32 protein-coding genes are annotated in these 24,864 nt (G+C 74.4%); 7 read left to right on the top strand and 25 right to left on the bottom strand.

The genetic code is table 11. The features are described from left to right. The first annotated feature begins 5 nt into the window (after window positions 1-5). Window positions 6-545, top strand: a complete 540-nt coding sequence (locus ACWPWW_RS02110; RefSeq protein ID WP_454048694.1) for a TetR/AcrR family transcriptional regulator — start codon at window positions 6-8, stop codon at window positions 543-545. A 433-nt stretch (window positions 546-978) separates the two neighbouring features. On the opposite strand, the gene ACWPWW_RS02105 is transcribed toward ACWPWW_RS02110, so the two are convergent. The 3 genes from ACWPWW_RS02105 to ACWPWW_RS02095 are packed head-to-tail and all read right to left on the bottom strand — an operon-like array spanning window position 979 to window position 2,547. Continuing rightward, entirely contained in the window at window positions 979-1,272 is a 294-nt protein-coding gene (locus ACWPWW_RS02105; protein WP_454048693.1) for a DUF1214 domain-containing protein, read from the bottom strand. 47 nt (window positions 1,273-1,319) lie between these two features. Beyond that, window positions 1,320-1,763 carry a nitroreductase/quinone reductase family protein gene (locus ACWPWW_RS02100; protein ID WP_454048692.1) on the bottom strand — a complete coding sequence of 148 codons (444 nt, stop codon included), beginning with the start codon at window positions 1,761-1,763 and terminating at the stop codon, window positions 1,320-1,322. Beyond that, complete coding sequence (locus tag ACWPWW_RS02095; protein WP_454048691.1) at window positions 1,756-2,547, bottom strand: SDR family oxidoreductase; 792 nt, start codon at window positions 2,545-2,547, stop codon at window positions 1,756-1,758. The genes ACWPWW_RS02100 and ACWPWW_RS02095 overlap by 8 nt, the downstream gene beginning before the upstream one ends. A 110-nt stretch (window positions 2,548-2,657) precedes the next feature. Between ACWPWW_RS02095 and ACWPWW_RS02090 the strand changes: the two genes are divergently transcribed. Beyond that, window positions 2,658-3,326 (top strand): TetR/AcrR family transcriptional regulator, encoded by a 669-nt coding sequence (locus tag ACWPWW_RS02090; RefSeq protein WP_454050378.1) that lies wholly within the window; start codon window positions 2,658-2,660, stop codon window positions 3,324-3,326. Here the strand turns inward: ACWPWW_RS02090 and ACWPWW_RS02085 are convergent. From ACWPWW_RS02085 to ACWPWW_RS02060, 6 genes are all read right to left on the bottom strand, one after another. Then, window positions 3,323-4,051 carry a dienelactone hydrolase family protein gene (locus ACWPWW_RS02085; protein ID WP_454048690.1) on the bottom strand — a complete coding sequence of 243 codons (729 nt, stop codon included), beginning with the start codon at window positions 4,049-4,051 and terminating at the stop codon, window positions 3,323-3,325. The genes ACWPWW_RS02090 and ACWPWW_RS02085 overlap by 4 nt on opposite strands. A gap of 179 nt (window positions 4,052-4,230) precedes the next feature. Further along, entirely contained in the window at window positions 4,231-4,725 is a 495-nt protein-coding gene (locus ACWPWW_RS02080) for a flavodoxin domain-containing protein (protein WP_454048689.1), read from the bottom strand. A gap of 306 nt (window positions 4,726-5,031) precedes the next feature. Further along, window positions 5,032-5,421 carry a GntR family transcriptional regulator gene (locus ACWPWW_RS02075; protein WP_454048688.1) on the bottom strand — a complete coding sequence of 130 codons (390 nt, stop codon included), beginning with the start codon at window positions 5,419-5,421 and terminating at the stop codon, window positions 5,032-5,034. After that, entirely contained in the window at window positions 5,418-6,347 is a 930-nt protein-coding gene (locus ACWPWW_RS02070; RefSeq protein ID WP_454048687.1) for a hypothetical protein, read from the bottom strand. Before ACWPWW_RS02070 ends, ACWPWW_RS02075 begins: the two co-directional genes overlap by 4 nt. 322 nt (window positions 6,348-6,669) lie before the next feature. Beyond that, complete coding sequence (locus tag ACWPWW_RS02065; protein WP_454048686.1) at window positions 6,670-7,602, bottom strand: oxidoreductase; 933 nt, start codon at window positions 7,600-7,602, stop codon at window positions 6,670-6,672. A gap of 72 nt (window positions 7,603-7,674) precedes the next feature. Next, on the bottom strand, window positions 7,675-8,364 hold the full coding sequence (locus ACWPWW_RS02060; protein ID WP_454048685.1) for an SDR family oxidoreductase: 690 nt from the start codon (window positions 8,362-8,364) through the stop codon (window positions 7,675-7,677). A gap of 66 nt (window positions 8,365-8,430) precedes the next feature. On the opposite strand from ACWPWW_RS02060, the gene ACWPWW_RS02055 reads away from it, so the two are divergent. Then, window positions 8,431-8,823, top strand: a complete 393-nt coding sequence (locus ACWPWW_RS02055; RefSeq protein ID WP_454048684.1) for a MerR family transcriptional regulator — start codon at window positions 8,431-8,433, stop codon at window positions 8,821-8,823. A 5-nt stretch (window positions 8,824-8,828) separates the two neighbouring features. Here the strand turns inward: ACWPWW_RS02055 and ACWPWW_RS02050 are convergent, their stop codons facing one another. The 8 genes from ACWPWW_RS02050 to ACWPWW_RS02015 form a co-directional block, all read right to left on the bottom strand. Next, window positions 8,829-9,407, bottom strand: a complete 579-nt coding sequence (locus tag ACWPWW_RS02050; protein ID WP_454048683.1) for a GNAT family N-acetyltransferase — start codon at window positions 9,405-9,407, stop codon at window positions 8,829-8,831. Window positions 9,408-9,458: 51 nt separating this feature from the next. Beyond that, on the bottom strand, window positions 9,459-10,424 hold the full coding sequence (locus ACWPWW_RS02045; RefSeq protein WP_454048682.1) for a formylglycine-generating enzyme family protein: 966 nt from the start codon (window positions 10,422-10,424) through the stop codon (window positions 9,459-9,461). Beyond that, window positions 10,421-11,365, bottom strand: coding sequence for an HAD family hydrolase (locus ACWPWW_RS02040; protein WP_454048681.1), 945 nt, complete (start codon window positions 11,363-11,365; stop codon window positions 10,421-10,423). Before ACWPWW_RS02040 ends, ACWPWW_RS02045 begins: the two co-directional genes overlap by 4 nt. A 10-nt stretch (window positions 11,366-11,375) precedes the next feature. Further along, window positions 11,376-12,914: an arylsulfatase gene (locus ACWPWW_RS02035; RefSeq protein ID WP_454048680.1), complete on the bottom strand. Its 1,539-nt coding sequence runs from the start codon at window positions 12,912-12,914 to the stop codon at window positions 11,376-11,378. 138 nt (window positions 12,915-13,052) lie between these two features. Further along, the gene (locus ACWPWW_RS02030) at window positions 13,053-13,391 is read right to left on the bottom strand and encodes an ArsR/SmtB family transcription factor (protein ID WP_454048679.1); all 339 of its coding nucleotides are present in this window, start codon (window positions 13,389-13,391) and stop codon (window positions 13,053-13,055) included. 4 nt (window positions 13,392-13,395) lie between these two features. Continuing rightward, window positions 13,396-14,637 (bottom strand): MFS transporter, encoded by a 1,242-nt coding sequence (locus ACWPWW_RS02025; protein WP_454048678.1) that lies wholly within the window; start codon window positions 14,635-14,637, stop codon window positions 13,396-13,398. 63 nt (window positions 14,638-14,700) lie between these two features. Continuing rightward, a complete protein-coding gene (gene arr, locus ACWPWW_RS02020; RefSeq protein WP_454048677.1) occupies window positions 14,701-15,111 on the bottom strand; it encodes an NAD(+)--rifampin ADP-ribosyltransferase in 411 nt (136 codons plus the stop codon). 37 nt (window positions 15,112-15,148) lie between these two features. Next, the gene (locus ACWPWW_RS02015; RefSeq protein ID WP_454048676.1) at window positions 15,149-15,490 is read right to left on the bottom strand and encodes a YciI family protein; all 342 of its coding nucleotides are present in this window, start codon (window positions 15,488-15,490) and stop codon (window positions 15,149-15,151) included. Between the two features lie 176 nt (window positions 15,491-15,666). Here ACWPWW_RS02015 and ACWPWW_RS02010 point away from each other — a divergent pair, with 176 nt between their 5' ends. Both ACWPWW_RS02010 and ACWPWW_RS02005 read left to right on the top strand, forming a co-directional pair. Then, the gene (locus ACWPWW_RS02010) at window positions 15,667-16,101 is read left to right on the top strand and encodes a VOC family protein (RefSeq protein ID WP_454048675.1); all 435 of its coding nucleotides are present in this window, start codon (window positions 15,667-15,669) and stop codon (window positions 16,099-16,101) included. A gap of 5 nt (window positions 16,102-16,106) precedes the next feature. After that, window positions 16,107-16,748, top strand: coding sequence for a winged helix-turn-helix transcriptional regulator (locus tag ACWPWW_RS02005; RefSeq protein WP_454048674.1), 642 nt, complete (start codon window positions 16,107-16,109; stop codon window positions 16,746-16,748). A gap of 54 nt (window positions 16,749-16,802) precedes the next feature. On the opposite strand, the gene ACWPWW_RS02000 is transcribed toward ACWPWW_RS02005, so the two are convergent. Both ACWPWW_RS02000 and ACWPWW_RS01995 read right to left on the bottom strand, forming a co-directional pair. After that, complete coding sequence (locus ACWPWW_RS02000; RefSeq protein ID WP_454048673.1) at window positions 16,803-16,973, bottom strand: DUF1059 domain-containing protein; 171 nt, start codon at window positions 16,971-16,973, stop codon at window positions 16,803-16,805. A 61-nt stretch (window positions 16,974-17,034) separates the two neighbouring features. After that, window positions 17,035-18,126, bottom strand: a complete 1,092-nt coding sequence (locus ACWPWW_RS01995; RefSeq protein ID WP_454048672.1) for an EAL domain-containing protein — start codon at window positions 18,124-18,126, stop codon at window positions 17,035-17,037. A gap of 163 nt (window positions 18,127-18,289) precedes the next feature. Here ACWPWW_RS01995 and ACWPWW_RS01990 point away from each other — a divergent pair, with 163 nt between their 5' ends. After that, window positions 18,290-19,054 (top strand): glycosyltransferase family A protein, encoded by a 765-nt coding sequence (locus ACWPWW_RS01990; protein ID WP_454048671.1) that lies wholly within the window; start codon window positions 18,290-18,292, stop codon window positions 19,052-19,054. On the opposite strand, the gene ACWPWW_RS01985 is transcribed toward ACWPWW_RS01990, so the two are convergent. The 5 genes from ACWPWW_RS01985 to ACWPWW_RS01965 all read right to left on the bottom strand — a co-directional run bounded on the left by ACWPWW_RS01985 (window position 19,044) and on the right by ACWPWW_RS01965 (window position 22,745). Then, entirely contained in the window at window positions 19,044-19,886 is an 843-nt protein-coding gene (locus ACWPWW_RS01985) for a phosphotransferase family protein (protein ID WP_454048670.1), read from the bottom strand. The two genes, ACWPWW_RS01990 and ACWPWW_RS01985, sit on opposite strands and share 11 nt — an antisense overlap. After that, complete coding sequence (locus ACWPWW_RS01980) at window positions 19,883-21,097, bottom strand: RNA polymerase sigma factor (protein ID WP_454048669.1); 1,215 nt, start codon at window positions 21,095-21,097, stop codon at window positions 19,883-19,885. Before ACWPWW_RS01980 ends, ACWPWW_RS01985 begins: the two co-directional genes overlap by 4 nt. Before the next feature lie 35 nt (window positions 21,098-21,132). Next, entirely contained in the window at window positions 21,133-21,561 is a 429-nt protein-coding gene (locus ACWPWW_RS01975) for a YciI family protein (RefSeq protein ID WP_454048668.1), read from the bottom strand. A 103-nt stretch (window positions 21,562-21,664) separates the two neighbouring features. Then, on the bottom strand, window positions 21,665-22,399 hold the full coding sequence (locus tag ACWPWW_RS01970; protein ID WP_454048667.1) for a class I SAM-dependent methyltransferase: 735 nt from the start codon (window positions 22,397-22,399) through the stop codon (window positions 21,665-21,667). 10 nt (window positions 22,400-22,409) lie between these two features. Continuing rightward, on the bottom strand, window positions 22,410-22,745 hold the full coding sequence (locus ACWPWW_RS01965) for a cupin (RefSeq protein WP_454048666.1): 336 nt from the start codon (window positions 22,743-22,745) through the stop codon (window positions 22,410-22,412). Window positions 22,746-22,853: 108 nt separating this feature from the next. On the opposite strand from ACWPWW_RS01965, the gene ACWPWW_RS01960 reads away from it, so the two are divergent. Then, the gene (locus ACWPWW_RS01960; protein WP_454048665.1) at window positions 22,854-23,588 is read left to right on the top strand and encodes a methyltransferase domain-containing protein; all 735 of its coding nucleotides are present in this window, start codon (window positions 22,854-22,856) and stop codon (window positions 23,586-23,588) included. Window positions 23,589-23,620: 32 nt separating this feature from the next. Here ACWPWW_RS01960 and ACWPWW_RS01955 read toward each other — a convergent pair whose 3' ends face one another. Further along, window positions 23,621-24,805 carry an AI-2E family transporter gene (locus ACWPWW_RS01955; protein ID WP_454048664.1) on the bottom strand — a complete coding sequence of 395 codons (1,185 nt, stop codon included), beginning with the start codon at window positions 24,803-24,805 and terminating at the stop codon, window positions 23,621-23,623. Window positions 24,806-24,864 lie beyond the last annotated feature (59 nt).

Raw genomic sequence — 24,864 nt, 5'->3', positions numbered from 1 at the left:
GTCCCATGCCGCCGCTCCGTTCCGACGCCGCGCGCAGCCGTGAGCGCATCCTGGCCGCAGCCGCGGGCGGGGACCGCGCCGGACTGCGCCTGAACGACGTCGCCCGGGCGGCGGGAGTCGGCGTCGGGACCGTGTACCGCCACTTCCCCACCGTCGAGGCTCTCGTCGAGGCGCTCGCCGCAGGCACCGTCCAGAGGGCTCTCGAGTCCGCGCGCACCGCCCTGCGGTCCGACGACGCGGGAGCCGCGTTCGACGACTTCCTGTCCACGATGCTGGACCTGATGCTCTCCGACGACGGGCTGCAGCGCGTGCTCCTGGCCGTCGACGACTCCTCGACCGAGGTCGGCGCGGCCAAGGTCGAGCTGACCCGGTCCGCGGCCACTCTGCTCGACCGCGCGCAGGAGGCCGGGGCGGTTCGGACCGACGTGACCCTCGAGCAGCTCATGCGCCTGGTGTGCGGGATCGAGCACGCCGTCCGCCTCGGCACCCCCGCCGACCGAGGCACCATCACGGCCGTGCTCCGCGCAGGGCTGCGCCCGGACTGAGGCAGCCCGCAGTTCTCGACGCCGACGGCGCCAGGTGCGGACGGCCGCCGTGCGTGTCGCGGTGTCGCCATGCTGATGCCTGGTACGGGACCGAGGTCCACGACGACGCCCGCCCCGGACACCAGCGGCGCCGCTTCGTCGGCCGGTGTCACCTGCACGAGTCCGTCACGGGGAGTCAAGGAACGGCGAGCTCGGACGAGGGCGGCCGGTGCCTGCGCCAGAACGTGGTGCCATCGCCGGTGGGCTGAACCAGGAGCCCGCCGAGGTGCGCCCAGTACCGACGACGGCCGTAGCGCGTCTTGCTCGGCGGGCGGTCGCCCATCGCGGCTCCCCTCGCACCGCGCTGACGTCGACCGGTGTGGTCCGCTGCCCGCAGTGTCCGCGTGAGCTCAGCGAGGCACCCGAGCTCGAGGTCTGGACCTCGCCGGGTGCGTCACTGGGTCGCTCGGGTCACCGGGGGCAGCCGCCAGCTCCCGTCCAGGTACGCAGGTCCGGCGCCGTACAGGCGCATGGTGAGGGTGAAGGAACCGGCTGCCGGTGCCGGGAGCCAGTTGGCGGTGTCGTCCGGGGGGACGTGCTGGATGCGCAACGTCAGCCCGCCGTCGTCGTCAGGCGTCAACCCGTCGGTCGTCGACCCGATCGAGTACAGGCCGAAGTCGTTCGGCACGAACAGCTTGCCCGCGTCGTACATCGCCAGGTTCCACAGGACGGAGACTTCCGGAGTCACCTCTCGCACCGCCTCACCCACGGCGGACGATCGCTCGGGCGAGGGACCTACCGGTCGCCGGGCAGCAACGACCGGTCGTCCAGGTCGATGCGCACCAGCGGGCTCCCGGCGATCCAGTCGTCGGCCGAGCCGATGATCTCCTGCACGCCACCGCGGTTGTCCGGGTGCCGGAGCTCGTCGACGATCTCGCGGAGCACCCGTTCGCGCTCGGCGGGGTCGGTGACCGCGATGCCTGTGGCCGGGAGGTCGGCTCGCACACCGTTCTTCAGGTGCACGACGATCCTCGGGTTCGCGACGATGTTGGCGTACCAGTCCCGGCGGGCCGGTGCGGTGCTGAGGTACAGCTCGTCGCCGGCCCGGTAGAACCAGATCTCGATCCTGCGGGGGCGCCCGGAACGGGCTCCGGTGGTGGTCAGGTCGATCGTGCGTGCCGTGGCGCTCGACCGCCGGTCGAGGGACAGGGCGGCCCTGACGGCGGCGAGGTCAGGCACGGACGGTCTCCCCCGCCGGCATCGCGGGGCCCAGCAGCAGGCCACCGTCGACGACGAACTCGGAGCCGGTGACGAAGGTGGCTTCGCGCGAGGTCAGCCACAGCAGCATGTCGGTCACCTCACGCGGCTCGGCCAGGCGCGGGACGGCGAAGACGTCGGGCGAGAAGGCGTCGGCGATCGCGACGCCGGACCCGGGCACCGGTTCGTGGACGAACGGCGTGGAGACCACGCCGGGGTGCACCGAGTTCACCCGGATGCGGTCACGCCCCAGCTCCAGCGCGGCGGTGCGCGTCAGGCCACGCACGGCCCACTTGGCGGCGGTGTAGGGCGCGAAGCGGGCGGTGCCGACGTGGGCCATCGTCGAGGCGATGTTGACGATGGAGCCCCCTCCGGCACGGCGGAGCGACGGAGTCACCGCCCGGATCCCGAGGAACGCACCGGTGGCGTTGACGGCCAGGGCGCGCGCCCAGTCGGCCGGGTCGGTGTGCTCGATCGGAGCGGGTGGCGTCTGCAGGCCGGCGTTGTTGACCAGGACGGAGACCGGCCCGAACTCCGCCTCGGCCACCTCGACCGCACGCGACCAGTGGTCGGGCTCGGTGACGTCGAGGTGCACGAACGCAGCCCGCTCTCCGAGCTCGCGTGCCGGAGCCTCTCCCGCGTCGTCGCGTCGGCCCGTGATGACGACCCGTGCGCCCTCGGCGTGGTAGCCGCGGACGTGGGACTCCCCCATCCCGCCCGTGGCTCCGGTGATGAGGACGACGGCCTCGTCGTAGCGCGTTCCCATGCTGTTCCCTCCCGTGCTGCGAGTCGTTCGACTCGCAGCACGAATCGTGCGCCTTCGCGTGAGGCGAGTCAAGTGACTCGCTCACCGGTACGCTGGCGCCCGTGCCGGGTATGTCGTCCTTCCACCAGCGCGTCGCCGCCGACAAGCGGGCCGCGATCCTCGCCGCTGCCACCACCCTCTTCGGGACCCAGGGCTTCGCACGAACCTCGCTCACGCAGGTCGCCACGGCCGCCCAGGTGTCGAAGTCCACGCTGTTCAAGCAGTTCCCGACCAAGGACTCGCTGTTCGACGCGATCGTCGACGACGTGTGGACACCGCGTACGCAGCTCACCGCGGACCTCGACCCGGCCGACCCCGAGGCGGGGATCAGAGCACTCGGCACCGTCTACGCCGACCTGCTGCGCCGACCGGGGATGGCCGAGCTGTTCCGCCTGGTGATCAGCGAGGCCCCGTCGTCCCCCGACCTCGGCCGCCGGCAGTTCGACCTCGGCAAGCTGCCGTTCTTCGAGGAGGTGCGTCGCTACCTGGAAGCCGCCGCACGCGCCGGGACCCTGACCGTCGGGGACCCCACGATGGCGGCCACGCAGATGATGGGGATGATCTCGAACTTCGTGCTGTGGCCGCGGATGTTCCTGGTCGACTGGGACCCCGCGACGGACGCGGTCGCCCGCGCCGTCGAAGAGGCGGCGCTGACCATGTCCGCTCGCTACGGGACGCACGAGCGGTCACGTGACACCGGCGCCCGGGGCGGTCGAGCACGATCGGACGCGGACGCCTAGGCGCCCCGCAGGTGCCGGTCGTAGAACCGGCAGGTGTCCTCCAGCTCGAACGCCGGCGTGCCGAGGTGCCCGCCCCGGTTGGCGTGCAGCGTCTTCTCGGCGCTGGCGAAGGCGTCGAACAGGTCCACGGCCCGTTGCCGCGGGTTCCCCTCGTCGTCCCACTGCAGCAGGAAGAGCATCGGGGCGGTCACCTGCCGCGCCTCGTCGCGTTGAGCACGCGGTACGAAGCCTCCGGCGAACAGGCACGCAGCAGCGACGCGCGGCTCGGTGACGGCGAGCCGGATGCCGAGGGCCGCCCACCCGCAGTACCCCACGGGCCCGGTCACCTGGGGCAGCGCGAGGAGCTCGTCCAGGGTGGCCCGCCACTCCGGGACCGCGTCGTGCACGAGCGGTGCGACCAGGGACTCGAGGATCTCCTCCACCGGCTCGCCGGCCTGCAGGGCCCGGCGGAGGTCGGCGCGGGCCTGCTCGAGGGCGCCGGAGCCGCCGCGGTCACCGCAGCCGGCTGCGTCGATGGACGCGACCGCGTAACCGTGCGCGCCGGCCGTGTACCGGGCTCTGGCCACCAAGCGGGGATCGGACCGCGGGAGACCGTTGTTGTGCGCCATCAGGATGAGCGGTGCGGGCGTGGCGCGGGGTGCCCACAAGGTCCCGGGGATGTCGCCGAGGGTGAACTCGCGTTCGACGACGCGGTCGTCGTGGTGCTGCTCGGAGGTGAATCGCATGGTCGTGCCTCTCGGGAGCGCTCGCTGCCGGCGCTCCCGGGCGACCTATCGCCCGACCGTGTCCCGCACAGGGAGCACCCATGTCGATACGGCGTTCACGGATACCACCTCCTGGACTCGGGGACCGGCACTCGGAACGTAGCGGCGCTGCTGCCGGGGCACAACGACTTTTGCGTCGCTCACCGGCGTTCCGCCAGCGCGGCGCAGATGGTCGCCGCCCACCGGACGATCTCGTCGTCCGAGCGCCGGTCTCCGTCGGGTGCACGGGCGGCTCGCACGGCGAGCCGTTCGTGCCACGACAGCACCGACCGGTCGAGCTTCCCGCCGAACATGTGGTGCTCGACCGCCCAGGGCGTGCGAGCCCACGACAGGTTCTCGGCGTCGTCCCCCTCCACGACAGGTCCGCTGGAGAACAGCCACACGGGCCGGTCCTGGACGGCGAGCCGGCGCTCCGCCAGCCGGACCGCGTCCTTCAGCCACCGTCCCAGGTAGACCGCGCTCCCGAGCACCACCGCGTCGTACGCCGCCACGTCGCCGACGAGCCCGGCGTCGAGGTGCTCGACCTCGGCCTCGACGCCACGCGTGCGGAGGCCGGCGAAGATCTCGTCGGCGAGCCGGCTACCGATCTCGCGGGTCGAGCCGTGCCGGCTCGCCGTCGCCACCAGGATCTTCATGTGCCGTGCCTCCCGTCGGGAGCAGCCGCGCTGCCGCTCCGGAGGAGTCTCCCGCGCTCCGGGCGGCCACCCGCCGGACCTTCGGCCCCTGGTCCCCCGTTCCTGCGTCGTCAGCGCGGGACCCTTCCCCGGCCGGCCGGCCCGGCGACTGCTCTGCGAGACGCCGTGTCGAGGTCCCGAGTCGGCGCCACCGCTGCGGGTGCGGAGCACCGGTCCGCAGCGTGAGCAGCAGCGAGTCGCGTCGCTCGAGGCGTGCGGCGTCGATCGACGTCGGGCTCGGGGGCGGGGACTCCGGCTCGCCCACGGTCACGCGCCCGCCACGGGAGGGACGTCGCCCGCGGCCGCGGTCAGGAGCTCGGACCGCACGAGGTCGAGGAGCTCGTGCGGCGTCACGCCCTCGGCAGCAGCGAGTGCGACGAGCTCGCGCGCGGCCTGCCCGGTCCGGCCGGGTGCCCGCGTGGCCGAGGTGACCACGGTGCCGACCCGGCGGCGCGTCGTGACGACACCCGCCGACTCGAGGTCCCGGTACGCGCGGGCGACGGTGCCGGCCGCGATGCCGAGGTCCGTGGCCAGGGCTCGGACCGTCGGGAGCCGGTCCCCCTCGACCAGTGCTCCGGACACCACGAGTGCGGCGACCTGCTGCCGGAGCTGCTCGTACTGTGGTGTCGCGCTGCCGAGGTCGATGGTGATCCTCACGGCGCCGCCGCCTCGACGGTCGACCGGGCTGAAGCTCGCCCGGTCCGGCGGCGCGGGATCCGCAGCTGCGCGACCAGCGCGGCCAGCGCCACGGCGGCCGCGGCGGTGAGGAGGAAGGAGCCGAGAACCACGGGGCCGACCGACCGGTGCCCCAGACCGGCGAGGACGAGCACTCCCGTGAGCATCGCGGCGAGCGCGAGCTGGACGCCACCGACGAGGTGCCGCGCCGAGCGGCGCCGCAGGTGCAGGTCCCACTCCCGGGACACGCCGGGCACCGCCGGGCGCAGGAGGACCAGACGAAGCGCGAGCTCGGTCGCCGCGAGGACGACCACGGCGGCGACCGCGACCGGCACGCCGTAGTAGAGCCCCGGGTACGGGCCCCAGGTCAGGCGGTCCGCGCCGCTGCCGCCGGCGACGATGCGCGGTCCCTCGGCCAGTGCGGCGAACGCGGCAGGCGCGACCACCAGGCTGAGCCCCCAGGTGACCAGGAGCCGGTGAGCACCGACGGGCACCACGTCCGCGCGGCTCCGACGCACCAGGTCCGCATCCCGCAGCGCTCCCGTGGGGCGCGGCCAGGTCACCTGGGTGAGCGCCTGGGCCAGCACGAGGCACAGGCCTGCGACGGCAGGCAGGACGGCGACGACCCGGCCGTCTGCCACGATCGGGGCGAACAGCGCGACGAACGCGAACCCGCAGAGCACCCCCACGAGCAGGGCTGCACCGGTGAGCGATCCGAGCGTCGCGTGACGGTTCGCGCGAGCGGCAGCGCCCGAGGCGGTCGCGACACGTCGGCTGCTGACGACGAGCGGCACGAGGGCGATCGCCAGCACCGCCACGACGATCATCAGCATGATCCCGGCTGTCGGCCACGGCACGCAGACCGACCCGTCGCCGGCGGTCCTGACGCACAGCCCGGAGATGTACACGGCGACTCCTGTTCATTGAACACGTACAATGAACAATGGACGGGACGGCACGGGGGTGTCAAGGTCTGACCCCGGCGACGCCCCGTGGAGCGCCCACCTGACCCTCGAGCCCGTCGCGGGGTACGAGGTGGCGGACGGTGGTCGGCGGCCCGGTCGGCTACGTCCTGCGCTCCGTGCGCTCGCGCGTTCCCCGGGTCGCCGCCCTGGTCGACCGGTCCGCTGGCACGACGTGACCACTTCCGGCGGCGGGACAGGGCACGCGTCGGTCGTGGGGACGACGACGGCGGCGAGGGAGTGACGTCGACCGCGAGCCGGCGCCCGTTCAGCCCGGCCCGTCGCTCGCGGCGGCCAGGAGCGGCACCAGCACGTCGCTGAGGGGTGTGGCGACGCCGTGCGCGCGGCCGCGTCGCTGGACGACGCCGTTGCGGACGTCCCACTCGAGCGGCCGCTGCTGCTCGCGGTCGGCGAGGATCGAGGTTCCCCGGTCGGGAGGCATGGCGCGGAACGAGTCGAGGATCCGCCGGGGTTCGCCGTCGTCCAGGTGCGCGCCGTCGGCTCGTGCGACGGCGAGGCACTCGGCGAGGTAGGCGTGGGCCAGGTCGCCGAGGTCGTCGCGTGCGAACACGCCCGCGCGCCGCCCGGTGATCGCCATGAGACCCGCCGCCGCGTTCTGCAGGAGCTTCCGCCAGGCGGCGGTCGGGAAGTCGAGGGAGGTGTCGACGGCGCAGAGCGTTCCGCGCAGCGCCTGCTCGACCACCGCGGATCCGGGTCCGTCCGGCACGGTCAGGCGCGCGTCGCCGAGGAGGCGGACGGAGTCGTCGTCCTGGCGCACGGCCGGGAACCAGACGACGGCCGGTACGACGTCGGCCCCGGCGACGAGCGGCGCGACCGTCTCGCGCTGCTCGACGCCGTTCTGCAGCACGCAGACCACGGTGCCCGGCCCGCAGAGCGCGTCGAGCCAGCTCGCCGCCGCCGCGGTCTGCGTCGCCTTCACCGCCAGGAAGACCAGGTCGGCGTGCTCGCGCACCCCACCGGGGTCGGTGTGGACCGGCCCCGGCACGACCACGCTCCCCCGCGGGGAGTCGAGCCTGAGCTCGGGTCGCGCCGAGCGGCCGGCGAGGTACGGGGTCCGTCCCTGCTCGTGCAGCGCGGCGGCGACGGTGGTGCCGATCGCGCCGGGTCCGACGACCGCGGTCCGCGGGTGCGACGGGGGCTGGCGGTCCGAACCCGGACGGGGGTCGCTCTCGGTCGTCATGAGGGCGACGCTAGCCCTCGTGCGCCGGGGGCCGGCTGGCGCGGGTCTGCCGTGGGGCGCGCCGGCTTCGCGTCAGGCCGCGTGGAACCGGTCGTAGAACGCGCGGGGGTCCTCGGCCAGCGACGCCTTGACCATCGCGCTCCACTCGTCGACCACGACCTCGAGGTCGCCGGCCTCCACGGCGTCGAGCGTGCGGCGGACCACCACCGCCGGGTCGGTCTTCGGCCCCTCGATCCCGCTGGCCATGTCCGTGTCCGCCAGTCCGAGGTGCACCGAGGTGACCCGGGTGCCCTGCCCGGCCAGCTCCAGGCGCAGGGCGTTGCTCATGTTCCAGTTCGCGGCCTTGGACACCGCGTACGCGCCGGCGCCCGGGGCGGAGAACCAGGACAGCGCGGAGGCGACGTTGACGACCGCCCCGCCGCCGTTGGCCGCGAGGACGGGGGCGAAGGCGCGGACCATCGACAGCGTGCCCCAGAAGTTGACGTCCATCTCGGCTCGGACGCCCGCGAGGTCGCCGAGCAGCTGGGCGCCGGTCGAGATGCCGGCGTTGTTCACCAGCAGGTCGACGTCGTCGGCCAGCGCAGCGGCTGCGGCGACGGCATCGGGGTCGGTGATGTCCAGGGCGATCGGGCGGACGCCCTCCAGGTCGATGGAGGCCGCCTCGCGTGCGGCGGCGTAGACGGTGGCCCCACGGGCGAGCAGCTCGGTGGCGAAGTGGCGGCCGAGGCCGCGGTTGGCCCCGGTGATGAGTGCGGTTGTCATGTCTGGCACGCTAGGACCTGACGTTGACGTCAGGGGCAAGTCCAGGTCGAGCGGTCGGGGGAACGGGTGCGCATCGGTGAGGTCGCCGCGCAGGCCGGCGTGAGCGTGCGGGCGCTGCGCTACTACGAGGAGCAGGGGCTGCTGACGGCCGAGCGCAGCCCGAGCGGGCAGCGCCGGTACACGCCCGAGGTGGTCGCCCGGGTCGGGTTCATCCAGAACCTGTACGCCGCCGGGCTCGGCAGCAAGGCCGTGCTGCGGATCCTGCCGTGCATGGAGCACGGCGGGCTGACCGACGAGATGCACGACCGGCTGCTGGCCGAGCGCGCGCGGGTGCAGCGCCAGCTGGAGGAGCTGACCGCGACGCGCGACAAGCTCGACGACGTGATCCGGCTGGGGCAGGCGCACCGCGCGGGCCGGGACCGGCGCCCGGACCAGGACGGATGTGCCGCCGCGTCCTGACGGCGCTAGGCGGGCGGGACCGTCGTGCGCATCACGGTCTTGCTCTTCCCGATGTGCCGCTCGAAGACGAACCCGGCCTCCTCGAACATGCTGCGCGTGACGTTGTGCAGGAACGACGACGAGGTCCGCTTCCCCGGCGGCAGCTCGTTCGGGAACGACACGACCTCGCCGCCACCCGCGCGGGCGATCAGGTCCAGGGCGCCGTGCAGCGCCTCGAGCGCGACGCCGTGGCGGCGGTGGTCCCGGTCGACGAAGAAGCACGTGATCCGCCACGGTGCCGTCCGGGTCTCGCCGGCGTCGTACTGCTTGCGGTGGTAGATCCCCGGCAGCTCGTCCGGGCTGCCGTACTGGCACCAGGCGATCGCCTGGTCGCCGTCGAACACGAGCGCGGCGTGGGCGACCCCCTCGTCGACGAGCCGCCGCTTGAAGTCGGGCCCGTCGTGGTCGCGCTTGACCGTGGTCGGGGTGTCGCCGTGGAAGTAGCTGCAGTAGCAGCCGCCCCAGACCCCGTTGTGCTTCTGGGCGAGCGCCAGCCAGGCGGGGAACGTCTCCGGCACCAGCGGCTTGATGACGTGGTCGGCCATGTCGAGATCCTGGTCCGGTCGCCCGTCCGACGGAAGTCCGGGCGGCGCTGTCTAGTGGGCGAGCGGGAGCGTGGGGCGCGGACGGAGCAGGCAGCGGAAGCCGATGTGGCTGGTCCCGGTGTCGACCATCTGCGGGCGGCGCGCGGCGGGCCGGTACCGCCGGCAGTAGGAGTCCGCGCACAGGAACGACCCGCCCTTGATGACCTTGCGGGGCACCGGGAACTGCGGCTGGGCGGGGTCGAGGCTGGCGGCGACGTCGGGGCCGCGCGGGTTGACGGGGACGCAGCAGTCGTCGGCGGCGTCCTCCTCGTGGTGCTGCGCGTACCAGTCCGAGGTCCACTCCCAGACGTTGCCCGCCATGTCGTGCAGGCCGTACGGGTTCGCGGGGAAGCTGCCGACGGGTGCGGTGCTGCCGTACCCGGGGTCGGCCCGCCAGGGGAAGTCGCCGTGCCAGAAGTTCGCGAGGCGCGCGCCGGGCTGCTCCGGCTCGCCGCCCCAGGTGTACGGCTCCCCCGGCAGTCCCCCGCGCGCCGCCGCCTCCCACTCCGCCTCGGTCGGCAGGGACCGGCCGGCCCACGCGGCGTACGCCTCGGCGTCCTCGAGGGCGACGTGCACGACCGGGTGCTCGGCCCGCCCGGCCAGCGACGACCCCGGGCCCTCCGGGTGCCGCCAGGACGCACCGGGGGTCCACGCCCACCACTGGCTGAGGTGCCGCAGGTCGACCGGGCCAGCGGTCCCCGTGAACACCAGGGACCCCGGCTGCAGGTTCGCCGCGGGGGCGCCGGGGTAGTCGGCCGGGTCGAGCGGACGTTCGGCGACCGTGACGTAGCCGGTCTCCCGCACGAAGGCGGCGTACCGGCGGTTGGTCACCTGGTGGCTCTCGATCGCGAAGGCGTCGAGCCGGACGCGGTGCGTCGGCGCCTCCTCCGGGTAGTGCGCGTCGGAGCCCATGACGAAGACCTGCGCGGGCACCGGTCGCAGCTCGGCCAGCCCGACGTCGTCCAGGAGCGTGCTCACCGCGCGCCGTCCGCGAGGACGGTCGTCCAGTCGTCCCGCATGCTGACGACGCCCCAGCCGCGTGCGGCCGCGGCGGCGAGCGCGTCCTCGGCGCCGGCGACGTACTCGAACTCGCGCTCGTCGTCGTCGTGCAGGACCAGCAGCCGCAGCGCCGGGCCGGAGCCGGTCCCGGAGAACGTCAGCATCGGCAGGTCACCGTTCGAGTTGCCCACCGCGAGGATCGGGCGGCGGCCGATCCGGCTCCAGATCCGCACCGGCTTCTCGGGGCCGTCGTCGAAGAAGTCCATCGCGCTCTTGTAGAGGAGGTCGTCCTGCTCGGCGCCGGGGCGGTAGGTCAGCCCGAGGGCGCTGCCGATCACCCGTTCCGGCGGCACCCCGTACAGGTCGCCGGCGACCGGTCGCATGAAGTCCCGGTCACCGCCGGACGCGATGTAGACCGTGAAGCCGTGCGCCTCCAGGAACCGCAGCAGCTCCACCATCGGCGCGTAGACGCACTCCCGGTACGGGATGCCGAGCGTCGGGTGCCGGGCCTCGGCGAAGAACGCCCGGACCCGCGCGTCGTACTCCTCGACGGTGACGTCCGCGAACGCCTCGGTCACCGCCGCCATCAGCAGCCGCAGGTCGTCGTCGTCGCCGTGGTAGTGCTTCACCATCGCGGCGCCGAGCCAGTGCAGGTCCTGGGTGTAGGCGGCCTGCCACGGCTGCCGCTCGCGCAGCGCCGGGTCGGCCTCCGCCATCTCCGCGAGCCGCCGGACGGTGAAGTCGAGCTGGATGGGCATGGGCTTCTCGCACCACAGGGTCCCGTCGTTGTCGACGACCGCGACCCGTGCGGCGGGCGGCACGTGGTCCGGCCCGCCCTCCCGGGTCACGCGGTCGACGAAGTCCAGGACCGCCGTGCGCGTCGCGCCGTCCCGCCAGGTCGGCAGCCGGTCGTCGGCCACGCCCGCCGCCTCAGTCCCGCGCGAGCGCCGCGTGCAGGCGCGCCACGGCCTGGTCGATGGTGAACGTCGCGGCTTCCTGCCGGGGCGGGAACTCCAGGAACGTCTGCAGGAACTCCGTGGTGATCGCGGTGCCGTACAGCGCGACGAAGTCCCGGTCGATGAACCAGTCCCAGTAGGTGTTCGAGGTGACGTCGGCGCGCTCGAACGGGTCGGTGCGCAGGTTGAACAGCTTCGGCACCCGCAGCGGGGTGAACGGCTCCGACCAGATGCCCATCGTCCCGGCGAGGCGCTGCTCCATGAACACGACCTTCCAGTTGAAGAACCGGATGCCGAGCACGTCGCAGTCGTCGGAGAAGTAGATCAGCCCCTTGCGCGGGCTCTCGTCGACCTCGCCCGTGAGGTACGGCAGCAGGTCCCACCCGTCGATGTGGACGCGGAACGTCTTGCTCCCGGCGACGTGGCCGGCCTTGAGCTTCTCGACGATGTCCGGCTCGCCGGCAGCGGACAGGAACGTCGGCAGCCAGTCGTGGTGCTGCACGATCTCGTTCGACACGACGCCCGCGGGGATGTGCCCCGGCCAGCGGATCACCTCCGGGACGCGGAACGCGCCCTCCCAGTTGGTGTTCTTCTCGCTGCGGAAGGGGGTGGTCGCGCCGTCCGGCCAGGTGTTGGCGTGCGGGCCGTTGTCGGTGCTGTAGACGACGATCGTGTCCTCCGCGATGCCCAGCTCGTCCAGCGCGTCGAGCAGCAGCCCCACGTGGCCGTCGTGGTCGATCATCGTGTCGTGGTAGCCCGACTGCCACCGCCCCGCCTGCCCGCGGCTCTCCGGCTTGGTGTGCGTGCGCAGGTGCATGTGCGTGGTGTTCATCCACACGAAGAACGGCGTGCCCGCCTCGTGCTGGCGGCGGATGAAGTCGATGGCCGCGGCGGTCGTGTCGTCGTCGATCGTCTCCATGCGCTTGCGGGTCAGCGGCCCCGTGTCCTCGATGCGCTGCTTGCCGACGACGCCGAACTTCGGGTCGACGGTCGGGTCGTGCTGGTCCGTCGCCCACGCCCGCAGCACACCGCGCGGCTGGTAGATCGCGTGCAGCATCGGGTTGTCCTCCGCGCGGGGGAAGTCCTCCTGCTCGGGGTCCTCCTCGGCGTTGAGGTGGTAGAGGTTCCCGTAGAACTCGTCGAAGCCGTGCACGGTCGGCAGGTACGCGTTGTGGTCGCCCAGGTGGTTCTTGCCGAACTGCCCCGTGGCGTAGCCGAGCGGCTTGAGCAGCTCGGCGATCGTCGGGTCCTCGGCGTCGAGGCCGATGTCCGCGCCCGGGATGCCGACCTTGCTCATCCCGGTCCGGTACACCGACTGGCCGGTGATGAACGCCGCACGGCCGGCGGTGCAGCTCTGCTCGCCGTAGGAGTCGGTGAACCGCATGCCCTCGTCGGCGATCCGGTCGATGTTCGGGGTGCGGTACCCCATCAGCCCGTCGCTGTAGCAGCTGAGGTTCGTGATCCCGATGTCGTCGCCCCAGATCACCAGGATGTTCGGCTTCCCGTCCGGCATGTCCGTCCCCCGCGCTCGCCCGGCCCACGGTCGCGCCGTGGCGTACCGGGCCAGTGTCCGCACGGGCGCGCGCCGATTCCCTCACCCGGTGCAGGTGAACGCCGACCGGCGACGTCCTGGCCGGAGGTGCGGGACCGGTCAGAGGTGGTGCGGCGGGGTGTCGTACCGCAGGTGCTCGGCCTGGTGGAGGACGTTCAGGACGAGCGCGTCGACGTGCTCGTTGGCGAGCCGGTAGTAGACCGTGGCGCCGTCGCGGCGGGTCGCGACCAGGCGCCCGGTGCGCAGCTTCGCGAGGTGCTGCGAGACGCCCGGCACCGGCCGCCCGAGCCGGTCGGCGATGGCGCCGACGGAGAGCTCGCCGTCGTGCAGCAGCCCGAGGACCGTCAGCCGGGTGCGGTCGGCGAGCAGGCGCAGCACCTCGACGGCCGTGTCGAGCTCGGCGTCGGGGACGGTTGCCCGGGAGGTGTCGGCGCTCACGCGCTCAGCCTGCCACGTGGTCGACGCGCCCTCCGTGCCCGACGCGGTCCCGGGCCGGCCACAGCGCGGCGGTCCCGGCGAGAGCAGCCGCGCTCAGCGCGGCCAGGACGAGCGCCGAGGTGCCGAGGCCCAGACCCCCGAGCCAGCCCGCGAGCGGGTAGGTGACGAGCCAGCACGCGTGGGACAGCGAGAACTGGGCGGCGAACACCGCGGGCCGGTCCCGCTCGGGAGTGGTGCGCGTGATGATGCGCCCCACGGGCGTCTCCGCCGCGGCCCAGCCCGCGCCCACGAGGGCGAACAGCGCGCCGACGAGGACCAGCCCCGCGGTGCCGTGCAGGTGCAGCGCCGCCGCGACGGCCGCCGTGGCCACGGCGAGCACGGCCCCGCCGCCCAGCATCAGCGCTCGCTCGGGAAGGGCCTCGAGCGCGCGCGGGAGCACGAGCGCCACCGTGATCGACCCCGCCCCGAGCGCGGCCATGAGCAGCGCGGCCGTGCCGTCGCCCCGGGCGTAGGCCTCGCGCGCGACGACCACGTACTCCACCAGGACGTACGCGCCCCCCGCCGCGATCGCCATGTTCAGCGCCAGCACGGCACGCAGCGCCGGCGTCCGCAGCATCAGCAGGACGCCCCGCCGTGCGCGCACGGCGAACGTCGCGGCGGCAACCCCCTCGGCGGCAGGCCGACCCAGAGGGAGCCGCGCGACCAGCACGGCCGACACCGCGAACCCGATGGCGGTGCCCACGAACAGGTCGGAGCTCGGCACGACGAGCAGCAGCGCCGCGGCGAGCAGCGGCGACAGGACCATCTCCAGGTCCTCGCTGAGCCGGGACAGCGACAGCGCCTGGGTGTAGCGCGCCTCGTCCTGGAGCACCCGGGGCAGGGCCGCCTGGTACGCCGGGGTGTGCACGGCCGACGCAGCCTGCAGCAGCAGCACCAGCACGTACACCTGCCACACCGCGGACACCAGCGGCAGCCCGAGGACCACGACGACGCGGACCAGGTCCGCCGAGACGAGCACCACCCGCGGCGGTGCGGCGTGCACCAGCGCGGCCGCCACCGGGGCCACCGCGACGTACGCCAGCATCTTGATGGCGAACACGGTGCCCAGCACCAGCCCGGCACCGGGACCCGCGAGGTCGTAGGCGAGCAGGCCGAGCGCGACCGTCGTCAACCCGGTCCCCGCCAGCGAGATGACCTGAGCGGCGAGCAGCCGGCGGTACGTCGGCACGGCGAGAGCAGTCAGCACCCGCTGATCGTTGCATATCTGCGTGACTGCGCAAGTCCGCAGATCACCGTCGGCGGTGTTCGCTCAGTCGACGATCTCGCCCCGCTCGTCCGCGCGGAGCGCGTCCAGCCGCAGCCGCCACGCCTCCAGCGCCTCGGGGCTCAGCCGGGTCCAGCCGGTGACTTCGCCGACGACCCGCAGCGGCGCGCCGCTCCGGTACGACCGCGTGGGGTTCCCGGGGAACTTCTTGTCGGTCACGTTGGGGTCGTCCACGTACGGCCCGGTCGGCTCGACCACGTAGACGCGCGGGGCACCGTCGCCGGCCGCGAGCTCGGCGGCGAGCCCGGCGCCGTCGACGAGCGCGGTGAAGTACACGTGGTTCATGACGACCTCGGGGCGGTAGTTCGACCGGAAGCCCGCGGTCAGGAGGTCGCCGGTCCGGAGATCGGCTTTCGTGCCGTGGAAGAACGGGCCCGGGTCCGACGGCTGCGTCACGCGTTCAGGCTAGCGGGCCGGACGACCACCCGGCCCGTCAGGCCTCCGGGTCGTCCATCAGCGCGCGCACCTCCTGCGGGCACCGGCACGCGTCCGCGATCCGGGCGGCCCACCGGAGCGCCTCGTCCCGCGTCGCGACGTCGATGATCGAGAACCCGCCGACGACCGCCTTCGGCTCCGGGTACGCAGCCGTGGTGACCGAGCCGTCGGGTCCGACGACGCTCGCCGCCGCGCTCACGACGCCGCCCCCGTGCACCCAGACCCCGGCCTCCTTGGCGTCCGCCACGACCCGGTGGCTGACGTCTCCGGCGGCGGCCAGCTCCTGGGCGGACAGGTGCGCCATCGCACCCTCGTCGAACGAGATCAGGTAACGCGTCATCGCTCCTCCGTCGCAGCGCAGCGGTCCGGCCGGCCCGGTCGCAGGCGCGATGACGGGCGCCGACCACTGTGGCACGGCGGGCCGCCGGAGCCAACGGTCCGCAGGGTCTTGACCCCGCACTTGTTTTTTGCAAGCGTGGGGGACGTCAGTGCACCGCCGCGCCCGAGGAGACCACCATGACCGCGATGTTCGTCAACCTGCCGGTGACCGACCTGGAGCGCGCGAAGGCGTTCTACTCGGCGGTCGGCTTCACCATCAACCCGATGTTCACGGACCACAACGCGGCGTGCGTCGTCGTGGAGGACGACCACAGCTACGTCATGCTCGTCACCCGCGACTACTTCCAGACCTTCAGCGACCGGCCGGTCGGCGACCCCGCGACCACGGTCTCCGTGGCGACGGCGGTCTTCCTGGACAGCCGGGAGGCGGTCGACCGCACGGTCGCCGACGGCATCGCGGGCGGCGGGGTCGAGGAGCGTCCGGCCTCGGACTACGGCTTCATGTACCAGCGCCAGCTCGCGGACCCGGACGGCAACCTGCTCGAGTTCGGCTGGATGGACCCGGTCGCCGCCGCGAACGGCCCGCAGGCCGTCGCCGACCAGAACGCCTGAGCACGATGGCCGCGCGCGACTACGGGCAGTACTGCGGGGTCACGCGCGGCCTCGAGCTCGTCGGGGAGCGCTGGGCCCTCCTCATCGTCCGCGACCTCCTCGTGGGGCCGCGCCGCTACGGCGAGCTGGCCGCGGGGCTCCCCCGCATCCCGAGCAACGTCCTCGCCGCGCGCCTGAAGGAGCTGCAGGAGGCCGGGGTGATCCGCCGGGCACCGCGCTCCCGCGTGGTCGTCTACGAGCTGACGCCCTACGGGCGGGAGCTCGAGCCGATCGTCCTCGCGCTCGGCGCCTGGGGCTTCAAGGCGATGGGCGAGCCCCGGGAGGGTCAGGTCGTCACGGCCGACTCGATGACCGTCGCACTGCGCACGGCCTTCCGGCCCCACGTGGCGGCGGAGCTGCCCCCGACCGCCTACGCGGCCCGTCTCGGACCCGCGGAGCTCCTGATCCGGGTGGACGGCACCGACCTCGACGTGGCCCCCGGGGACGGGCCGGTCGACCTCGCGTTCGCCGCCGGCCCGGGGATCCGCCGGCTGATCTCGGGCGAGCTCGCGCCCGACCGCGCGATCGCGACCAGCGTGGTCGAGGTGCTGCACGGACGGGTCGAGCTGCTCGACCGGTTCGCGCGCACCTTCCACCTGGCGGCCTGAGGGCGGCCCGGGTCGGCGACGACGCGGGCCGCCCTCAGGCCGGGACGGGGTGCGTCAGGCGGGCACCATCGCGGACCGGACCTGCGCGACCAGCTCGTCGGGGATCTCAGCGAGGCCGTGGTCGTGCTGCGCGTGCAGCGCCACCTGGCCGAGGATCTCGTCCTCGGTGCCGGTGAACGCGCGGGCGCAGCCCGGGACGACGTCGCCGCAGCGGAAAGCCTTCATGCCCTGTCCTCTTCCTCGGTGTCGGCCCCGTCGGGGCCTCTGCCAGGCCTATCGGCCGGGTTCAGGTCCCCGTTGAGCCGGTGGCCGCGAGGATCACCCGGTCCATCGCCACGGTGCCGACCACCGCACCGTTCGCGTCGGTGCAGACCAGCGGGTCCCACCGGCGCAGGTCGTGCCGGAGCAACGCACGCCGGACGACGTCGACGACGGACGCGCTCGGCGCCACCGTCATCGCCGGCACCCACCGGCCCAGGGCGTCCCGGACCTCGGTCACCATCCCGTCGTCCCCGACGAGGACGTCGCACCCGTCGCGATCCCGGCCGACGTCCGCGGGGCGGACCACGCTCGCCACGCTGCCGGTCAGCGAGGTCCGGGCGCCGGTGCTGCGGATGTGCGCCACGTCCGCCTCGGGCAGCGCGACCAGCATGTGCGGGTGCGGCCGGCCGAGCGCCCAGCCCTGGCCCAGCGGCACGCCGAGCCCGATCAGCGTGTCGAGCTCGTCGCGTGTCTCGATGCCCTCCGCCAGGATCCACCCGTCCATCCGGCCGACCAGGTCCCCGAACACCTCGACCAGCGTGCGCTTCACCGGGTCGGCGTCGACCCCGGTCACGAGCGCGCGGTCGAGCTTGACGATGTCCGGGCGGAGCTCCAGCAGCAGCTGCAGGCCGGCGTAGCCCGTGCCGGCGTCGTCCATCGCGACGAGCGCGCCGGCGGCCCGGGCGCGGTTCAGCGCCGCCATCGCCCGGCCGCCCTCGTCGACCTGGGTGTGCTCCGTGAGCTCGAGGACCACGCGCGACAGGTCGGCGTGCTGCAGGAGGGCCGCCGCCACCGTGTCGTCCGCCAGCAGGTGCGGGTCCACGTTCACCGTGAGGAAGGTGTTCGGGGGCAGGTCGTCCCGCGCGGCCACCGCCTTCTCGAGGACCCGGGCCTGCAGCGGCGGGTTGTAGCCCCACCGGTGCGCGGCCGCGAACCACACGTCCGGCGAGGTGCGCCAGGGACCGCCGAACCGCGACAGCAGCTCGTAGCCGGTGACCAGCCCGGTCGCGAGCTCGACGATCGGCTGCGCGTGCAGCGCGTGCGCCGACGGGTCGTCGAGCACGGCCTGCAGCGCGGCCTGCCACCTCGGGTCGTCGACGGGTGGCGCTTCCTGCACGGCGTCGATGACGGCTCCCCTCGGTGCGCGCGGACGGCCCGGACGGCTCCGCTCCCCCTCCCATCGGCGGGTCCCCGGCACCCCTGAGGCGACGGAGCACCGGGGCCACCGCGCCGCCCGGCGATCCGGTTGCGGCGCCCCGGGCCTCGTGAGGGGATGAGGCGTGCCCGACCGCCCGCTCCGGATCTCCCTGGTCGTCCCCGCCCTGGACGAGGCCGACCGGCTCCCCCGGTGCCTGGCGTCCGTGGCGGCGCAGACGCGGCAGCCCGACGAGGTGCTCGTCGTCGACAACGGCAGCACCGACGCGACCGCGCACCTGGCCGCCGCGGCCGGCGCCCGCGTGGTGCACGAGCCGGTGCGCGGGATCTGGCCCGCCGCGGCCACCGGTTACGACGCGGCCACCGGGGACGTCATCGCCCGGGTCGACGCCGACAGCGTGCTGCCGCCGGACTGGCTGGAGCGGGTCGAGCGGCTGCTGGCCGGGGACCCCTCGTGCGACGCCGTGACGGGACCGGGGCGGTTCCGGGGCCTGCGGAGGCTGCCCGGCGGGCTGGCCCACCTGCTGTACATGCAGACGTACTTCCTGCTCGGCGGCCTGGCGCTGGGCGGCCCGCCGGTGTTCGGCTCGGCCTTCGCGGTCCGGGCCTCCGCCTGGCACGCGGCGCGGTCGCAGGTGCACCGTGACGACGACGTGCACGACGACCTGGACCTGAGCTTCCACCTGCGCCCGGGCTCGATCCGGTACGACGACCGCCTGACGGTCTCGATCTCCGCGCGCCCGCTCCGCTCCCCCGCCGGCATGGCCGTCCGCCTGGCCCGTGGGTGGCGGTCGGTGGTCGTGCACTGGCCGCAGCAGGGCCCCTGGCGCGCGGCGGGCGTCCGGGTCCGGGCCCGGGTCGGCGCGGCGCGCGGGGTGCTCACCCGCTGACCGACGGGTCCTCGACACCCAGCAGGGCCGCGAGCCGGGCGGTGTCGGCACGGTGCCGCGGGGTGTCGGCGGGGTACTCGAGGCACCAGAGCAGCTGGTGCACCGCGGCGCGGAGGTCGACCGGCCGCGGCTCCCCCGGCATGTCGTCCCAGAGGGCCGACCGGGCGGCGTCGGAGTCCACCGGACCGGCCCAGGCGCTGTCCCAGTCCAGGACCGCGACGACCACCCACCCGTCCCCGTCCCGGTGGACCAGCACGTTGGCGTGGTGCAGGTCGCCGTGCACCAGCACGGCGGTCTCCCCGGCGCCGAACCGGTGCGCGTGCCGGTCCAGGACCCGCTCGGCGACCGCCCGGCGGGAGGGATCCGCGATGCGGGAGCGGGCGCGTGCACGCAACGCGTCCAGCGCGTCGAGGACCGGCCGGTCGAGGTCGCCGTGGGCGGGCAGCGTGACGGTGCGCAGGCGAGCGAGGACGTCCGCGAGCCCGGCCAGCACCCGGCCGCGCCCGTCGGACGGGACGGTGGGCGCGACCTCGTGCCAGGGACGCCCCGCCACGTGCTCGGAGACCAGGTACTGCTGCCCGTCGCGGACCCCCGCGTCCAGCACCCGCGGCACCGGCACCCCGGCCGCGGCGGCGGCCCGCTGGGCGCGCGCCGAGCGGGTCAGCGACAGCGCCGGGGCCGCGTGCGCCGGCGCCACCTTGACCACCAGCGGCTCGCCGGCCGGCCCGGTGACGCGCCACGAGACCGCACCGCCGTCACCGCTGGCCTCGACCGTCACCCGGGCCCCGCGCCCCAGGACGGCCGCGACCAGCGCGTCGGCGGCCGCGCTCACGCCGGTCCCGTGAGCGTGGCGAGCCGCCGGCGCAGCAGCGCGCGCTCCTGGTCGTTGCCGCACAGCGCCAGGGCGCGCTCGGTCTCGGTGCGCGCCTCGGCGTGCCGGCCGAGCCGTCGCAGCAGCTCCCCCCGCACGCTCGGCAGCAGGTGGGAACCGCGCAGGGCGCCCGCGGCGACCAGCTCGTCGACGAGGGGCAGCGCCGCGGCGGGGCCGCGCGCCTGCGACACGGCGACCGCACGGTTCAGGTCGACCACCGGTGACGGGGCCAGCCGGCCCAGGGCCTCGTACAGCAGCACGATCCGCTCCCAGTCGGTCGCCGCGACCGACGGCGCCACCGCGTGGCACTCGGCCACGGCCGCCTGCAGCCCGTAGGCGCCGAGTCCCCGGCCGGCCCGGGCGGCGGTCGCCAGCGCCGCGCGGCCCCGGCGCACCGCCGACCGGTCCCACCGCCGGCGGTCCTGCTCGTCCAGCAGCACGGGCGTGCCGTCGGGGGCGGTGCGCGCCGGGAACCGTGCGGCGGTCAGCTCGAGCAGCGCCAGCAGGCCGTGCACCTCGGGCTCGTCCGGCTGCAGCTGGGCCAGGACGCGGGCGAGCCGCACCGCCTCGTACGCGAGGTCCGGACGGATCAGGTCGGCCCCGGAGGTGGCGGTCGACCCCTCGGTGAAGATCAGGTAGACGACCGCCAGCACGGCGGCGAGCCGCTCCCGGCGGTCCTCCGCGGGCGGCACGGCGAACGGCACGCGCGCCGCCGTGAGGGTCTTCTTCGCGCGGGTGATCCGGGCCTGCACGGTCGCGGTCGGCACGAGGAAGGCGCGCGCGACCTGGTCGCTGCCCAGCCCGCCGACCACGCGCAGCGTCAGCGCCACCTGCGCCTCGCGGGACAGCACGGGGTGGCACGCGGTGAACATCAGCGCGAGCACGTCGTCGTCGATGTGGTCGGGGTCGACGAGCTCGTCGTCCGCGCCGAGCGCAGGCTCGAGGTCGCGGGCGAGCGTCGCGTACCGCTCGTCGAGCGCGGCGCGGCGGCGGTACGCGTCCACCGCGCGCCGCCGGCCGACGGTCACGAGCCACCCCGCCGGGTTGGCGGGCGCGCCGTCGCGGGGCCAGGTGACCAGCGCCTCGGCGAGCGCCTCCTGCGCCAGGTCCTCCGCCAGCGGGAGGTCGCCGGTCGACCGGGCCAGGGTCGCGACGATGCGCGCGGAGTGCATCCGCCACACCGCCTCGACCGCGGCCCGGCCGGTGGTCAGAGCTGGCCCGTCTTCTCGCGCCACGCCCGCTCGCGCTGGACGTAGGGGTTCTCCTGCGGGAACTCGTCGATGCCCGGGACCCGGCGGATCTCGGTCTTGAGGCCCGGCCCGGCCACCGGTGCGCGCTTGGCCCACTCGACCGCCTCCTCCAGCGAGGCGACGTCGAGGATCCAGTACCCGCCGAACAGCTCCTTGACCTCCCCGTAGGGACCGTCGGTCACGAGCGGCGGCGTGGTGGAGTAGTCCACGACCACGCCGGCCGACGCGTCGTCCAGCCCCTCGGCCGCGACGAGGACGCCCGCCGCGATCATCTCCTCGTTGAAGGCACCGACCCGCGCCAGCATCTCCTCCATCGGGACGTCCGCGAACGCCGCGAACGCCGACTCGTCCGTGGCCCGCATGATGAGCATGTACTTCACCGTCATCGCCTCCTGTCGTGGGGGTCCTCAGCGGACCCTCTCACCCACGAGTCGAACGGGGAACCCCCGGATCGACACCCGGGGCGCGCGGAATTCGGGACGGGCCGCGTCAGCCGGAGCGGCGTGCCAGGACGACGTGCTCCAGGCCCGGCCGGTCCGGGGCGTCGCGGACGTCGACGGCGCGCAGACCCGCGTCCCCGAGCGACGCGACGACCTCGTCGAGCGACCGGAACCGCAGCGTCGAGCGGGAGACCACCTCGGGCCCGCCGCCCGGCAGCCGGTAGTGCTCCCGGAACGACACGAGCGGGAGGTCGACCGCCGTGACCTCGAAGGTCCGCTCGACGGTGCCCACGCCGGGCACGTCCCGGCGCTCGGTCCCCGCCTCCGCGGTCCACGTCTCCCAGGCCCGCGCCTCGGGGCGGCGCGTCTCCAGCACCACGTGCCCGCCCGGCGCGAGCGCGTCGTGGACGCCCCGCAGGGTCGCGGCCCAGGCTCTGTCGTCGAGGAAGACCTGGGCGACGTTGCCCGTCATCGTCGCCAGGTCGACGGCCAGCGGCGGCAGCGTCGTGGCGTCGCCGTGCAGCCACGTCACCCGCCCGGCGCCGGGCTTGGCCCGTGCGACGTCGAGCGACGCCGCGGCCGGGTCGACCCCGGTCACCGTCAGGCCGTCGGCGGCGAGCAGCACCGCCAGCGACCCGGTGCCGCAGCCGACGTCCAGCACCGAGCGCGCGCCGAGCTCGGCCGCCACGTCGCGGTAGAGCCGCAGGTCGCCCCGGTCGTCGTCGAAGGCGTCGTGGAGCGGGGCCAGGCGGGGGTCGGCGAAGATCGCGTCGGGCTCGTGCACGCCGGTGTCCTCAGCCGTGCGAGGGCTCGCCGGTCCCGGTCACCGTGGTCAGCAGCAGCGCCGCGTCGCTCAGGGCCTCGACGCCGTGCCGGTCGTGGGTCAGCGTCGCGAGGAACCCGGTCGGGAGCGTGTCGACCTCGTCGGCCGTGCTGACCGCCACGGTCCCCCGCAGGACGAGGATGCTGCCGGCGGGCGGCGAGTTGTGCTCGGCCAGGCGGGTGCCCTTGGTCAGGGCGATGACCGTCTGCCGCAGCGGACCGTCGTGGACGACGATCTGGGCGCTGCGCCCGTGCGGGTCGTCGTGCGCGAGGGCGAGCTGGTCCTGCGCGAGCTGGTGCACGTCCATGGGGTCCTCCGGCGTCGTCGGCTGCAGACCGCACCCACTCAACACGTCCGCGCCGGCCACGGCGAATCAGGTGGCCCGGCGCGTCGCGCGGGTGAGACCGTCGGGGCCATGACGGACGACGTGTGGACGGCCGAGGTCGCCGAGCGGTACGACACGTCGAGCGCCGCGATGTACGCCCCCGCGGTGCTCGGTCCGGCGGTCGACTTCCTCGCCGCCCGGGCCGCCGGCGGTGCCGCGCTGGAGCTGGCGGTCGGCACCGGCCGGGTCGCGCTGGCGCTGTCCCGGCGCGGCGTCCCGGTGCACGGCGTCGAGCTGTCGCCGGCGATGGCCGCGCAGCTCGCCGCGAAGCCCGGCAGCGAGCGGGTGCCGGTGACGCTCGGCGACATGGCGTCCGCGACCGTCCCGGGCCGGTTCCGCCTCGTGTACCTCGTGTACAACGGCATCACCAACCTGCTGACGCAGCACGCGCAGGTGGCGTGCTTCCGGAACGCCGCACGGCACCTGGAGCCGGGCGGGGCGTTCGTCCTCGAGGTGTTCGTGCCGCAGCTGCGGCGGCTGCCGCCGGGCGAGGTGGCGATCCCGTTCGACGTCAGCGACGACCACCTGGGCTTCGACCGCTACGACGTCGTCGAGCAGCAGCTCGTGTCGCACCACTACGGGACGGCTCCCGACGGCACGGTGACCACCGGCCGGTCGCCGCACCGGTACGTGTGGCCCGCGGAGCTCGACCTGATGGCGCGCCTGGCGGGGATGACGCCCACCGAGCGCTGGGCCGGCTTCGACGAGACCCCGTTCACCGCGGAGTCGACGTCGCACGTCTCGGTCTGGCGCACGCCCGCCTGAGCGGGTCGCGCCGCACGGGCCGGCCCACCGGCTCAGCGGCGCTCGGCGACCTCGCGGCGCTTCTGCTGCGCGGGCCGGGCGGGCTCGTGCTCGCCGTTCCACACCTGGACCGCACCCCAGATCGACGCGGCGATCGGCACGGCCAGCACGGCGCCGGTGATGCCTGCGAGGACGGTGCCGACGGTCAGCGCGACCAGGATGACCAGCGGGTGCAGGGCCAGCGACCGCGCCATGACGACAGGCTGCAGGAAGTTGCCCTCGAGCTGGTTCACCACCACGACGATGCCGACGACGATCAGCGCCTCGACCGGCCCGATCGCGACCAGCGTGACCAGCGCGGCGAGGATGCCGGCCAGGGTCGCCCCCACCAGCGGGATGAAGGCGAGCAGGAACACCAGCACGGCGAGCGGGATCGCGAGCGGCACGCCCACGACCGCCAGGCCGACCCCGATGCCGATGGCGTCGACGGCCGCGACGATCGCGGTGCCCCGGACGTAGCCGCCCATGGTGGTGACGACGCGGTGGCCGACGCGCCGGCCGCGCGCGTAGTGCTCGCCCTCGAAGGGGCGCAGCAGGAACTCCCAGATCTTCGGGCCGTCCTTGAGGAAGAAGAACAGCACGACGAGCATCAGGACGAACCCCGTGACGAAGTTCGCGGTCGCCGAGAAGCCGGCGACCGCGCTGGCCCCGAAGCTGCTGGACGTGAGGAAGTCGGTCACGGCCGTCCGCGCGTCCTCGATCTGGTCGTCCGAGATCTGCACCGGCAGGCCGCTGAGGGACTCCTGCAGCTCGCCGAGACCGGCGGTGGCCTGGTCGGCGAGGTCGTCCCACTGGTGGACCACCGCGTAGACGACGGCCGCGAGCACGCCGCCGAGCACCCCCACGATGAGGAACAGCGACACCCAGGTCGCCAGGATCGACGGCATCCGGTGCCGCCGGAGCCAGGACACCAGCGGGTGGATGGCGCTGGCGAGCACCAGGGCGATCAGCACCGGGATCACGACGAGCGTGAGGCGCGTGACGGCGAAGACCAGCACCGTGACGAGCGTCAGCAGGGCGAGCACCTGCACCGACCGGGTGCCGACCCGGCCGAAGCCGTCGGCCCAGAGCGACCCCGCCGAGCGGCCCGCCCGTGCCCCGGTGTCGTGGGCGACCTCGTGCGCGCGTGCCGCGTCGGCGGGTGCGACCGCCGTCGTCCTACCTCGTCCGAACCACATGTGCCCACCCTTCCCGGTGTCCGGCCTCGGACGCTACGGGGCGCGCCGGTGCCGCGCGA

The sequence above is a fragment of the Cellulomonas sp. Marseille-Q8402 genome (genome assembly GCF_965119525.1).
This window is presented reverse-complemented; position numbering and strand designations above follow the sequence as displayed.

Excerpts from the sequence above, each read along its gene's own strand:
- ACWPWW_RS02005 (WP_454048674.1), top strand. The coding sequence starts at position 16,107 with ATGGCCGCGCGCGACTACGGGCAGTACTGCGGGGTCACGCGCGGCCTC.
- ACWPWW_RS01955 (WP_454048664.1), bottom strand. The coding sequence starts at position 24,805 with ATGTGGTTCGGACGAGGTAGGACGACGGCGGTCGCACCCGCCGACGCG.
- ACWPWW_RS02000 (WP_454048673.1), bottom strand. The coding sequence starts at position 16,973 with ATGAAGGCTTTCCGCTGCGGCGACGTCGTCCCGGGCTGCGCCCGCGCG.
- ACWPWW_RS02015 (WP_454048676.1), bottom strand. The coding sequence starts at position 15,490 with ATGACGCGTTACCTGATCTCGTTCGACGAGGGTGCGATGGCGCACCTG.
- ACWPWW_RS02090 (WP_454050378.1), top strand. The coding sequence starts at position 2,658 with ATGTCGTCCTTCCACCAGCGCGTCGCCGCCGACAAGCGGGCCGCGATC.
- ACWPWW_RS01975 (WP_454048668.1), bottom strand. The coding sequence starts at position 21,561 with ATGACGGTGAAGTACATGCTCATCATGCGGGCCACGGACGAGTCGGCG.
- ACWPWW_RS02035 (WP_454048680.1), bottom strand. The coding sequence starts at position 12,914 with ATGCCGGACGGGAAGCCGAACATCCTGGTGATCTGGGGCGACGACATC.
- ACWPWW_RS01980 (WP_454048669.1), bottom strand. The coding sequence starts at position 21,097 with ATGCACTCCGCGCGCATCGTCGCGACCCTGGCCCGGTCGACCGGCGAC.
- ACWPWW_RS02085 (WP_454048690.1), bottom strand. The coding sequence starts at position 4,051 with ATGCGATTCACCTCCGAGCAGCACCACGACGACCGCGTCGTCGAACGC.
- ACWPWW_RS02050 (WP_454048683.1), bottom strand. The coding sequence starts at position 9,407 with ATGGCCGACCACGTCATCAAGCCGCTGGTGCCGGAGACGTTCCCCGCC.
- ACWPWW_RS02110 (WP_454048694.1), top strand. The coding sequence starts at position 6 with ATGCCGCCGCTCCGTTCCGACGCCGCGCGCAGCCGTGAGCGCATCCTG.
- ACWPWW_RS02095 (WP_454048691.1), bottom strand. The coding sequence starts at position 2,547 with ATGGGAACGCGCTACGACGAGGCCGTCGTCCTCATCACCGGAGCCACG.
- ACWPWW_RS02010 (WP_454048675.1), top strand. The coding sequence starts at position 15,667 with ATGACCGCGATGTTCGTCAACCTGCCGGTGACCGACCTGGAGCGCGCG.
- ACWPWW_RS02060 (WP_454048685.1), bottom strand. The coding sequence starts at position 8,364 with ATGACAACCGCACTCATCACCGGGGCCAACCGCGGCCTCGGCCGCCAC.
- ACWPWW_RS02065 (WP_454048686.1), bottom strand. The coding sequence starts at position 7,602 with ATGACGACCGAGAGCGACCCCCGTCCGGGTTCGGACCGCCAGCCCCCG.
- ACWPWW_RS01960 (WP_454048665.1), top strand. The coding sequence starts at position 22,854 with ATGACGGACGACGTGTGGACGGCCGAGGTCGCCGAGCGGTACGACACG.
- ACWPWW_RS01965 (WP_454048666.1), bottom strand. The coding sequence starts at position 22,745 with ATGGACGTGCACCAGCTCGCGCAGGACCAGCTCGCCCTCGCGCACGAC.
- ACWPWW_RS02080 (WP_454048689.1), bottom strand. The coding sequence starts at position 4,725 with ATGAAGATCCTGGTGGCGACGGCGAGCCGGCACGGCTCGACCCGCGAG.